The organism is Crocosphaera sp. Alani8 (assembly GCF_038442745.1).
Taxonomy (GTDB): domain Bacteria; phylum Cyanobacteriota; class Cyanobacteriia; order Cyanobacteriales; family Microcystaceae; genus Crocosphaera.
Window position 1 is genome coordinate 1 of the sequence record NZ_JARVCN010000078.1, and the last position, 11,528, is coordinate 11,528.

At 38.6% G+C, this 11,528-nt stretch carries 14 protein-coding genes; 8 read left to right on the forward strand and 6 right to left on the reverse strand.

Annotation, left to right across the window (positions count from 1 at the left end):
* Positions 1-44: 44 nt before the first annotated feature.
* The 5 genes from P9B04_RS05935 to P9B04_RS05955 form a co-directional block, all read right to left on the reverse strand.
* Complete coding sequence (locus P9B04_RS05935; protein ID WP_342054078.1) at positions 45-233, reverse strand: IS1/IS1595 family N-terminal zinc-binding domain-containing protein; 189 nt, start codon at positions 231-233, stop codon at positions 45-47.
* 283 nt (positions 234-516) lie between these two features.
* On the reverse strand, positions 517-1,014 hold the full coding sequence (locus tag P9B04_RS05940; protein ID WP_342054079.1) for a DUF1269 domain-containing protein: 498 nt from the start codon (positions 1,012-1,014) through the stop codon (positions 517-519).
* A gap of 232 nt (positions 1,015-1,246) precedes the next feature.
* Positions 1,247-1,414, reverse strand: a complete 168-nt coding sequence (locus tag P9B04_RS05945) for a hypothetical protein (RefSeq protein WP_342054080.1) — start codon at positions 1,412-1,414, stop codon at positions 1,247-1,249.
* 106 nt (positions 1,415-1,520) lie between these two features.
* A complete protein-coding gene (locus P9B04_RS05950; protein WP_342054081.1) occupies positions 1,521-2,003 on the reverse strand; it encodes a cupin domain-containing protein in 483 nt (160 codons plus the stop codon).
* A 112-nt stretch (positions 2,004-2,115) separates the two neighbouring features.
* Positions 2,116-2,343, reverse strand: coding sequence for a hypothetical protein (locus P9B04_RS05955; RefSeq protein ID WP_342054082.1), 228 nt, complete (start codon positions 2,341-2,343; stop codon positions 2,116-2,118).
* 220 nt (positions 2,344-2,563) lie between these two features.
* On the opposite strand from P9B04_RS05955, the gene P9B04_RS05960 reads away from it, so the two are divergent.
* The 8 genes from P9B04_RS05960 to P9B04_RS05990 all read left to right on the forward strand — a co-directional run bounded on the left by P9B04_RS05960 (position 2,564) and on the right by P9B04_RS05990 (position 11,049).
* A complete protein-coding gene (locus P9B04_RS05960) occupies positions 2,564-3,268 on the forward strand; it encodes a response regulator transcription factor (RefSeq protein WP_342054083.1) in 705 nt (234 codons plus the stop codon).
* Positions 3,269-3,296: 28 nt separating this feature from the next.
* The gene (locus tag P9B04_RS05965; protein ID WP_342054084.1) at positions 3,297-4,388 is read left to right on the forward strand and encodes a sensor histidine kinase; all 1,092 of its coding nucleotides are present in this window, start codon (positions 3,297-3,299) and stop codon (positions 4,386-4,388) included.
* A gap of 404 nt (positions 4,389-4,792) precedes the next feature.
* Complete coding sequence (locus tag P9B04_RS05970; RefSeq protein ID WP_342054085.1) at positions 4,793-5,383, forward strand: rhomboid family intramembrane serine protease; 591 nt, start codon at positions 4,793-4,795, stop codon at positions 5,381-5,383.
* Positions 5,384-5,512: 129 nt separating this feature from the next.
* Positions 5,513-8,041 carry a plasma-membrane proton-efflux P-type ATPase gene (locus P9B04_RS05975; protein WP_342054086.1) on the forward strand — a complete coding sequence of 843 codons (2,529 nt, stop codon included), beginning with the start codon at positions 5,513-5,515 and terminating at the stop codon, positions 8,039-8,041.
* 143 nt (positions 8,042-8,184) lie between these two features.
* Positions 8,185-8,412: a cytochrome P450 gene (locus P9B04_RS25120; RefSeq protein WP_446717970.1), complete on the forward strand. Its 228-nt coding sequence runs from the start codon at positions 8,185-8,187 to the stop codon at positions 8,410-8,412.
* Between the two features lie 148 nt (positions 8,413-8,560).
* Positions 8,561-9,808, forward strand: a complete 1,248-nt coding sequence (locus P9B04_RS05980; protein ID WP_342054087.1) for a cation:proton antiporter — start codon at positions 8,561-8,563, stop codon at positions 9,806-9,808.
* A 12-nt stretch (positions 9,809-9,820) separates the two neighbouring features.
* A complete protein-coding gene (locus P9B04_RS05985) occupies positions 9,821-10,759 on the forward strand; it encodes a hypothetical protein (protein ID WP_342054088.1) in 939 nt (312 codons plus the stop codon).
* Between the two features lie 77 nt (positions 10,760-10,836).
* Positions 10,837-11,049, forward strand: coding sequence for an IS1/IS1595 family N-terminal zinc-binding domain-containing protein (locus P9B04_RS05990; protein ID WP_342054089.1), 213 nt, complete (start codon positions 10,837-10,839; stop codon positions 11,047-11,049).
* On the opposite strand, the gene P9B04_RS05995 is transcribed toward P9B04_RS05990, so the two are convergent.
* Entirely contained in the window at positions 11,033-11,467 is a 435-nt protein-coding gene (locus P9B04_RS05995) for an ISAs1 family transposase (protein WP_342054090.1), read from the reverse strand. The genes P9B04_RS05990 and P9B04_RS05995 overlap by 17 nt on opposite strands.
* Positions 11,468-11,528: the final 61 nt, after the last annotated feature.

Sequence of the window (11,528 nt, forward strand, 5' to 3'; positions counted from 1 at the left end):
TTTGGCTTAATTAATCTTCTTGGGAGAACTCGATTCAAATGCAATTACCCTGATTGTCCTGCCATGCCATTCAAATACATTTTCAAACAGACTTTTCTGACTTGAGGATGATACCCTTTTTGTTCATAAGACTCACGAAAGATACGACCACAATCTTTACATTTCCATCGTTGTTTACCATTTTGATGACCATTCTTTTTGACGTTGCAAGAATTACATTGGGGACAATTCATCTTAGTTGATCTACTTTTTGCTGCTTTTTACTTTTTAACATAGCAACTTTAAATTCAGCAACGCCGAAAAATTTACTCAATTATTTAAGAAAAGTGCTGGATAATTTTGGTGGAGAATATGCAATTAATTTTGTTTAGGTACTTACTATGATCACCACCGATTGTTGCTGAGTCTGTATAGCGATCGCTCCTTATTTATACAGACTCTATGAATCCAGCAACGGAAAATTTACAGGTGGATAAAAATCAAATTACTATCATCTTTTCGTTTAAAAACCAAAGGCTATGCTTCTACTTGAGCTTTTTCTAAAGCAGCCTTTAAACTTGCCTCATCTGATTTTGATAGTGATGTTTGTAGCACTTTCCCTTCCAAAGGACGTAGTTCATCTAAAACCTTATCAGGAGTTGCTTTTTGTACTAAGAGAAATAAAGCAGATGACCCTGGTTCTAAGGTTTGAGCGAGATTTTTGATAAATTCATCGTCAATCCCGATATCTGTTAAGATACCTCCCAAAGCTCCAGTGGCGATCCCTGCAGCGACCCCTAACAGCGGATGTAAAAATAAAAGTCCGATGAGTGAACCCCACATCCCTCCACTCAGTGCACCTGCTGATACTAAGTCATAAGTTTGTTTAACTTTGACTTTCCCTTTTTGATTTTTGATAACTACAACTGCATCTTCTAGATCCACTAAATGCTCTTTTTGCATTTCTTCTAACTTATACAGCACTTCATCTGCTTTAAGTTCGTTGTCAAATCCTACGACAATTAAATCACTCATAATTTACCTCCTGTAATTGGCTCTTAAATTAAGTTTATTCTTTCAACGGCGCGTTTGAATAAAATTAAAAACAAATGAAAGAATTACTGTTAATAGCAAGCTACCAAGAATTGAAATATGCATTTGAAAAAAAACGTTTAAAGCTAGCAACACTAGAACAAATACCCCTAATTGCCAGAGCAAATTTTTATTCATTACTTTTCTCCTTCAAAAGTCTTTAAAGATACTGTATTTAAGCGAACAACAGAAGAATCATCATTGAGAAACTAAGTGCCATGATAGTTAACCCAAAAATCTCCTTATTTTCTTTTTGAATGACATCAGATACATCGGAAATTAAACATTCATCAGGCTTGTTTTGGAAGTTGCTTGATCCGTCATTGAATAGATTCGTTGTCATTATTGTATCCTCTTTTATCAGTTACTTCCAACCTAAATTCTTACATTGCCAAGAAATAAAGCTTAATTGTCAAACTCATGAACTAGATGAAAGTAATCACTATGGACTAGGAATAATTTAATGATTTCATCCCACAAGTTGTTGGAACACAAGGAGATACAGTGGTTATCACTTTGGGTTGATTAACCTCAAATAGAGAACTCGAATAAAGGATAATGGGACTATTAGTTTCATTTTTGGCGTAATGAACCATTCCTGCCGGTTCTGTTAGGGAATCACCTCTATAGAGATAAGTTGTTTCCCCTGCTTGTAGTAATTGAGTCTGTTGATTAGCTCGTATAATTTTAGCTGTTCCTTCAATTACCGTATAAGTTAGTACCCCCAGTTCAATTTGTTCTATTTGCATTCCTGGATGGCTATGGGGTGGAAGAATTACCCCTGATTGAATGGTGTAGCGTACTAACTCTAAGATTTTTCCTTCCGTCTCTTGAGGATAACCAAAAGCCAAGACTTCACGACTAACATGACGATTTGACAAAAGAGCATTTGATCCTAATTTAATTGGACGGTTTTCAAGTTGAGTTTTCATGACTGTTGTGACCTTATTTGATGTTGAGGGTGATAGTGAAATTCATCGTATTGAGCTAATTTCAAGTTCAGACTTATTCAGATGAGAATAAAGTCTTGAGTAGAAGGGGCAATTAACGGCCTCTTTGCAAGTCATAAATGACTTTTTCTAAGTACCATTTTTCTGTGTGATTAGGATGTTGTCTTTTTTCGCCATTGATTAATCTGTTAGCAGTAGCGATATTTCCATGTACTAACGTCAACAACTCTTGTTTTAATCCCCCCTCTGATAAACTTCCCATCCAGCTTTGACAACCATTGATTATCTGATTCCATACCGACTGTCTAGTTTGGCTTTTCATTTGTTTTTTCCTCTTTTGTTTTCTTTCTTCTTTAAAAGTAATCCTCACTTATGTCATTTTCTTTTCACTCACGTCACAATGTAATAGCGCTTTTCTGATTTTGAGACAGGAGACTTTGGTGCAGGAGTAAAATTTAAGTTGTTCCACTTAATTGAAAATTGCTGTAACGTTGAGTTTGGTTGAACAAAACTTCCCTGTTGACAAGTTTAGGAGTACGCAAATGAAACAAACAGTTCTCATTGTTGAAGATGAAATGGAAATTGCCCATTTTACCCAAAAGCTTTTAGAAAAAGAAGGATTTAATTGTCACACTTGTTACGATGGAGTCAGTGCTATTCGTTACTGTCAACAACTAAAACCGATCTTAGTTCTTTTAGACTGGGATTTGCCTGAGATGGATGGTTTAGAAGTCTGTACCCGAATCCGCAAACTCAACCAATCTCCAGACCCTTATATCCTCATGTTAACTGCGAAAGGAGAAGATATTGATCGCATTGTTGGCCTCTCAACAGGTGCTGATGATTATGTAGTCAAACCCTTTAGTCCGATGGTCTTAGTAGCAAGGATTCGCGCACTCTTACGGCGCACCTTACGAGAAGAAGAACGCGCCCAGATTTATCAGACTGAACACTTTTCCATCGATCTCAATAAACATGAGGCTCAACGTCATCTTGAATCTCAGACAGAAATGCTAGACTTAACTGCCATTGAATTCGATCTTCTGGCTACTTTTTTAAGTCATCCCGGCCGAGTTTGGAGTCGCACCCAACTGATTGATAAACTTTGGGGAGAAGATTTTTATGGGGATGAACGGGTAGTGGATACCCATATTGCTCGTTTACGCAAGAAGGTTGAACCGAAAGCAACTCAGCCTAACTTTATTAAAACCGTTGTTGGAGTAGGCTATAAATTTGAAGACTCCTAAATTTCCACTCAGTAAAGGAAAAATAGCCATGACAAAAGCCCGATTACGAGTTCACTTAATTAGATCCCACTTGATAGTGATGGTAGTAGGTTTAATCAGTTTTATTGTCATTAGTAAAGTGGCTTCTCATCATCTTTTTTCGCTCCATCTTGATACCCTAGAAGATGCTGGCGTACTCATTCAAGAAACGGAATTAATCGTTTTTGAGAGCTTCCAGAAAGCTTGGAATAGTAGTACCTTTTGGGCTTTATTCGTGGGAGTTGGGGCTACGATCGTTTTAAGTGGTCGTATATCCCAGCGTATTGTGCGACCTCTAGTAAAAATGGAGCGTATTTCCCGTCAATTTGCGTCGGGGGATTTTGCTGAGCGAGTTCCTAGTAGTAACATTGCTGAACTTGCTCAGTTAGGAACGAGTTTTAACCGTTTAGCTCTAACTTTGGAAGATGTAGAACAGCGAAGGCGAGATTTGATTGGTGATTTAACTCATGAGTTGCGGACTCCTCTGACCATTTTACGATGCCATTTAGAAGATGCTTTAAACTCTCAAAGTTCCCTTTCTCTCAAAACTGGTGAAATGATGTTACGAGAAACTCGGCGCTTAGAACGCTTAGTCAATGATTTACAAGAGTTGTCTAAAGCTGAAAGTGGACATCTATCTTTCAATTTTCATCCCTTGGACTTACGTCCCTTAATTGGGGATTTGGTTGGGCGATTTTCTTCTCAATTGCTTGATGAGGGTCCCACGCTTGAGTTGGATTATCCGCCTCATTTACCGGCAGTTCTAGCTGATCGCGATCGCACGGAACAAATTCTTGTTAACTTATTAAGCAATGCTATCCGTCATACATCACAAGGAAGCATTAAACTTCGAGTCTGGACTAATCCCAAAGAAGTTTGGATTTCTGTTGAAGATACGGGATGTGGGATGGCCCCTAATGAGGTTCCCTTAGTCTTTGAGCGATTTTGGCGATCGCCTCAGTCTCGCAAAAAGCACAAGAAAGGAACTGGTATTGGTCTAGCCATTACCAAACGATTAGTTGAACTGCAAGGAGGCCAAATCCAAGTAGAAAGCAAACTCGGTCAGGGTTCTATTTTTAGATTTTCTCTTCCAATTGCTTAATTCCTCAGCCATTATCATGGATTATCTAACAACCAGGTTAATCAGCAAATACAACCCGCAAGTTAGCAGGGCGTTGTTCAGTCATGATGATTTGTCAAGGGGGTAGCCAAAATTTCTTTTCGGGGATTGGAGATTAGGGCTTAGGAATTACTGAGCAAAAATTCCTGAATAATCTCATTATGGATCTGGAGATCTCGGCTTAAATCGAAGAGATATTAAATTCAGCAACGCCTGGCAAAAGTGTTACCCTTATTTGAACTTCGCCGCCTTTTTCCCTGTTTGGCCGAACCTCACTTGGAAAAATGAGCGAACGGTGAGTTACTCAACTAGACGACTTAAGATCCTTCTTGTCAGAATATTAATTGCTACATTTTAGGGAATGATAATGAGAAATGGAGCAAAAAATGACTCAACCTCCGAAAAATATTAGCCAACACTTCAGAGAAGCTTTTTTCAGTTTGGGAATCTTGGTTGGAATTATGTGGGTATTAGAAACTCTCAATTGGTCGTTGCCAGGATTACAGCTTGACGCTTATGGCATTCATCCCCAAAACCCCAGATGGTTAGTGGGAATTGTCTTAGCTCCTTTTCTTCATGGTTCCTGGACTCATCTTATGGCAAATACACCACCTTTTCTCCTTTTTGGTGGCTTGATTGTTCTACGAAGTGTCAAAGAGTTTTGGCTAGTTACTATTATCTCAATGCTTATTAGTGGCTTGGGAGTGTGGTTGATTAGTCCCATAGACTCAGTCACAGTGGGAGCTTCGGGGGTAATCTTTGGTTATCTAGGGTTTTTGCTTTTAGATGGTTTCTTTAAACGAAAAATTCTCTCTATCGCCATTTCTTTAGGGGTTGGTTTTTTCTATGGCTCCCTCATATGGCAGGCGTTACCTTCTGCGCCAAATGTTTCTTGGCAAGCTCATCTGTTTGGCTTGATTGGTGGAATTTTAGCAGCTAGCTTTCTTTCTCCACGGACAATAAACAATAAGGGTTAGTCAACTTTCTTAATTTGAACAGCGTGTTTTGACTTTCGGTATGAATCGCCTGTTACCATTACAGAGACTCAAACATAAATTTTTGTCACATAACCTAATTTTAAAATTGACACCAGGAATCAATGATTTATGAATAATCCGCCTACTTCTTCTACTGATGAAAAAAATAACTTAGCCGATCTGCCTTTGGAGCAACTCATCCAAAAACTGCAAACATCAATCAATGGGTTAACTCAACAACAGGCAAAAGATCGCCTTTCTGAATATGGATATAACGAATTAGCTCAACAAAAAGTTAATCCCTTATTAAAGTTCTTATCTTATTTTTGGGGTCCCATTCCTTGGTTAATTGAAATTGCTGTTATTTTTTCAGCAGCCGTGGGAGACTGGGCAGATTTTATTATTATCTTTATTTTATTATTGGGAAATGGGTTAATTGGCTTTTTTGAAGAAAAATCCGCAGGGGATGCGGTTGAAGCCCTTAAAGCTCAATTAGCTCTTAATGCAACTGCAAAACGAGATGGTCAATGGATAGCTGTTCCTGCTAAGGAATTAGTGCCTGGGGACATTATTCGTTTAAAAATTGGGGATGTTTTACCCGCCGATGGTAAATTATTAGACTGCGACCCCGTTAAAATCGATCAAGCTGCTTTAACAGGAGAATCTTTACCGGTTAACAGAGGAACAGGAGAACAAGTTTATTCGGGATCTGTGGTCAAAAAAGGACAAGCAGAAATGGTGGTAAATGGGACAGGGGTAAATACCTTTTTTGGCAGGACCGCTAAATTAGTTGCCCAAACGGAAACCGTCAGTCACTTTCAAAAAGCTGTGCTAAAAATTGGCAATTTTTTAATTATTATTGCAGCTATTTTAATTACGATTATTGTTCTCGAACGGTTATTCAGTAGCGAAATAGATGTAATTCGCTTACTCAAATTCTGCTTAGTTTTAACAGTTGCTTCTATTCCTGTGGCTATGCCAACAGTTTTATCTGTTGCTATGTCCGTTGGAGCGCAAAATTTAGCGAAAAAGAATGCGGTAGTTACCCGTTTATCTTCCATTGAAGAACTATCGGGGATGAATATGTTATGTTCGGATAAGACCGGAACTCTGACGCTTAACCAATTAACCTTGGGTGATCCCTTTACAATGCCAGGCGTATCTGCGGATGAGATGATCTTAGTAGCTGCCTTAGCCTCCCAAACTCAAGATGCGGACCCCATTGATAGTACCATTATGGCTGGACTTGAAAACCCTGACCAACTGCAAACCTATAAAGTTAAACACTTTACCCCCTTTGATCCCGTCAGTAAACGGACAGAAGCTAATTTACAAGGAACTGATGGCAAAACTTTCAAAACCAGTAAAGGTGCGCCTCAAGTCATTTTAGACCTTGCCCCCAATAAAACAGACATCGAAACAGAAGTAAATCAAGTCATTGAAGACTACGCCAAACGGGGTTATCGGGCGTTAGGAGTCGCCCGTACTGATGAGAAGGGACAATGGCAATTTTTAGGGGTTCTTTCCCTTTTTGACCCCCCGCGTTCCGATTCTCAATTAACCATTAAAGAGGCAAGGAAATTAGGGGTTCCTGTAAAAATGGTTACAGGAGATCAGGTATTAATTGCCAAAGAAACCTCTCATCAATTGGGACTTGGACAAGATGTTCTCGATGCCAAAATTTTCCGAGAAACTCCTGCCAGTCGCTTAGGAACCTTGGATGAAGAGATTATTTATGCAGATGGGTTTGGGCAAGTTTTTCCTGAAGATAAATACCATATCGTCGATGTTTTGCAAAAACATGGTTATATTGTGGGCATGACGGGAGATGGGGTCAATGATGCCCCTGCCCTGAAAAAAGCTGATGCAGGTATTGCTGTTTCGGGGGCAACGGATGCCGCAAGGGCGGCGGCTGATATTGTCTTATTAACCCCTGGATTATCAGTGATCGTCGATGCCATTCAACTGAGTCGCCAAATTTTTGCCCGCATGACCAGTTATACCTTGTACCGCATCACCGCAACCATTCAAATTCTGCTGTTTACCACCTTAGCCATTCTCTTTTTTGATTCCTATCCCTTAACTGCCATCATGATCGTCTTTTTGGCTTTGTTAAATGATGGGGCAATCATGACCATTGCTTTTGATAATACCCGCATTGCAAAACGGCCCCAACAATGGAATATGCCACAAATTTTAACCATTGCAGGAGTATTAGGAGTGATTAATGTGGCAGCAACTTTTTTACTCTACTATATCGGACGGGATCATATCAAAGCCTTTGAAGAAGCCATTAAATTGCATCCAGACGGAACAACTCCTTTACAAACCCTTATTTTTATGAATATTGCTCTATTGGGGATGATGACTCTTTATAGTGTGCGGGTGAAAGGTCCATTTTGGTCAATGCCTCCAGCTAAACCTCTAGCCATTTCTACAGCCATATCTGTTCTGATTTCTACTTGTTTGTCTATTTTTGGCTTTTTTGGACTAATTCAACCCATTGGTTTTGGTTGGGCTGCTTTTAATTGGGGATATTGTTTCATTTGGCTTTTAATTATTGATCGCTCGAAAATAGCCGTGTATGACTTTTTTAATCATGGGACTATCGGATTAGGTCGTCGTTATCAAAAAATCTGGGCTCGTTTGAAAAGGTAAACTCAGTAGATCGCAAAGTTAGTTTGAGGCAAGCGATCGCCCCCCAAATTCATAAGTTTTAAGGCTACTAACTTAAGACGGGACAAAGGGGAACAAATTGATGAATAATATTTGAGGATTACTTTCTACGATCCAAAACACGCATTGCAGTTGAAGAACTTGAAATCGGAGGGAAGAAAATCACCAAAGGACAACTACTGTATTTAGTGATTGGGTCAGCCAACCATGATCACAATCATTTCTCTGAGACTGACCAATTTAACATCGAAAGAGTCAATGAACATCACTTAGCTTTTGGCAATAGAGCTCATTATTGCATTGGCCACCACTTAGCGAAAGCGGAGGCAAAAATTGCACAGCGACTTTTTTAAAACAGGTTCCCACAGTATTGTTCAACCTTAAAAGAAGGAGAAGGAAAGCTGTTTTTAGACATTCGTTACCAATGATTAATGAATAATTAACAATTATTCATTAATGAAAGACTTACGTTCAAATAAGTTACTAGGAGTAACATGAAGTATGGAAGCATCGTTAAAACTTACTCTTCTAATTAGTGAAATTGTTGCGGCTGGGATTACTGCTCAAGTCTTAGCAAGTTATCTCAAGTTACCAAGCATTATTGTTTTACTCTTATTAGGAATTGTTTTAGGGCAAGATGGATTAGGTTTAATTGAACCAAATTTATTAGGAGACTCTATCGAGGTCATTGTTTCACTTTCAGTGGCTTTAATTTTATTTGAAGGGGGACTCAGTCTTTCCATAACCCAGTTAAAAGAAGTATCAGGTAGTCTGCGTAATCTTGTCACTATCGGAATCATCATTACTTCATGGGGAGGAGCTATTGCCGCTCACTGGTTTGGACAATTTCCTTGGCCTTTAGCGTGGCTCTATAGTTCCCTAGTGGTGGTAACAGGTCCAACTGTTATTAATCCACTCCTGAAGAATCTTGAAATTGAACAACGAACTGCTACCCTTTTAGAAGGAGAAGGGGTTTTAATTGATCCTCTCGGGGCAATTCTTGCTATTGTTATTCTTCATGTGGTTCTCAATAGAGATATTGAACTATTAATGATTGCAGAAGGTGTACTGCTAAGATTGTTCCTTGGGTCAGCTATTGGTGTTTTAGGGGGTTTATTCATTAGCTGGGTTCTTCAACAACTAACTAAACTCTCTAAGGAGTTGAAGACTTTAATAATCCTAGCTGTTATTTGGCTTTTATTTAGTTTAGCTCAAATATTAGATAATGAGTCTGGGTTGGTTACAGTAGTCGTAGCTGGAATTGTGTTAGGTACTTCACCGATGCCTGATGAGGTTTTGGTGCGTCAATTTAATACACAGTTAAGTATTTTATCCAACTCAATTTTGTTTGTGCTGTTAGCTGCTAACTTATCAATTGCCAGTCTTTTTGCTTTGGGTTGGGGGTCTGTCCTGACAGTCTCTTGTTTAATGTTTTTAATTCGTCCTCTTAATGTTTTTATCTGTACTTGGAATCAGGGTTTTGATTGGCGTTCACAATTATTTATCTCATGGGTAGCTCCCAAAGGAATTATTGCTGTTTCCATGGTTTCTTTATTCGCTATTTCTTTAACCAAACAAGATATTAATGGTGGAGAAGCGCTCAAGGCTTTAGTCTTTTTAACGGTTTTTTTAACGGTTTTTCTTCAAGGACTAACAGCTAGCTGGGTAGCTAAATTTCTTCATCTAAATCCTTCTGAACCAATTCGGGAAAATCAAAAGCTCTCAGAGACTCAGTTGAGAAAAGATTAAGGGGGAAATCCAATGCTACAATCTCCTCTTATTCGTCGTCTCTCTCAATTTATGCCGATTGTTTTGATGTTATTTTTATTGATACTTTCCTTCAAAACTATCATTCATGAACTCAAAAATTATAGTTGGCAGGATATCTGGCAATACTTACAAAGCATTCCTCAATTGCATAAACTTAGTGCGATTACTTTAACAGCACTTGGCTATTTAGTGATGACAGGTTATGATTTATTAGGCTTTCAATATATTAAACAAGCTTTAGCTCCTACTAAAATTGCTACCACTGCTTTTATTAGTTATGCTGTCGGTAATACTATTGGATTTACTGCCTTTTCAGGAACAGCTATTCGTTACCGTTTTTATTATAGTTGGGGAGTTTCAAATAGTAAAATTGCTCATCTAATTCTGTTTACCCATTTAACTTTTTGGTTAGGATTATTTGCAGTGGGGGGATTTGTTTTTATCATTGATCCGCTCACCTTACCGGCTGTCCTTCAATTACCGTTTAATTCGGTTCATCCTTTAGGCTTAATCTTTCTATCCTTCGTGCTTATTTATTTTGTCATTGGTTATTGTTGGAAACGTCCTTTACAGATTGGCTCAGAATCTATTCAGTTCCCGTCTCCTCAAATTTCTTTACAATTAATTGCTGTTTCTTGTCTAGATTGGGGTTTAGCTTGTAGCGTATTGTATTTATTACTCCCTTTGGAAACAGGTTGGTCTTATCCAGGGTTTTTTGGTATTTACATTTTAGCGTTAACAGCAGGATTAATTAGTACCGTCCCCGGCGGATTAGGAGTTTTTGAAACGGTTATTTTAGTCTTGCGTCCCCCCTCCTTGTCTGCTTCCAATATATTAGGGGCTTTAATTGCCTATAGAATCATTTATTATTTTATTCCTTTAATCGTTGCTCTGGCCTTGTTTATTCACTATGAACTTAAAAAAAACTAGGGTAGTGATTCCGGCGTTGCTGAATTTAAAGTTGCTATGTTAAAAAGTAAAAAGCAGCAAAAAGTAGATCAACTAAGATGAATTGTCCCCAATGTAATTCTTGCAACGTCAAAAAGAATGGTCATCAAAATGGTAAACAACGATGGAAATGTAAAGATTGTGGTCGTATCTTTCGTGAGTCTTATGAACAAAAAGGGTATCATCCTCAAGTCAGAAAAGTCTGTTTGAAAATGTATTTGAATGGCATGGGCTTTCGAGGGATTGATCCCTCTTTTATAACTTTGGGGTAGCAACCACGAAATCATGGTCAATCCAAACGAAATAGTGAATACCTGAAACCCCCACAAAAGTATATCTATGCCCGATAGTCATAAAAGAGGGTTTATTCCATAAATAACGAGTGCTACAAACTCGAACCACTGTTGTTAAACCACGCCACTGTCTTTGTCTGTGTAATGCTGGTAGTTCGGCGATAGCTACAGCCCACACTTGTCGGCTCTCAACACGATGGTGTCCCCCTTCCATAGTATCATCATAGCTATACTCAACGGAGTTCCAGTTTTTCTCTATGGCTTGCTCAAACCAATCTTTAACTTGAGTATAAAGCTTTCCTTGATTACTTTTAAGTGCTAAAACATAATCTCCTTGCGCTTCTTTAATTTGTCGAGCAATATCTATTTGAGTTCCCATGGCATCGAGAGTGACAATTGCACCTTTAACTCATATCTTGCACCTGACGAGGCAAAGTTCCAAGCCATGTTCATAAAAC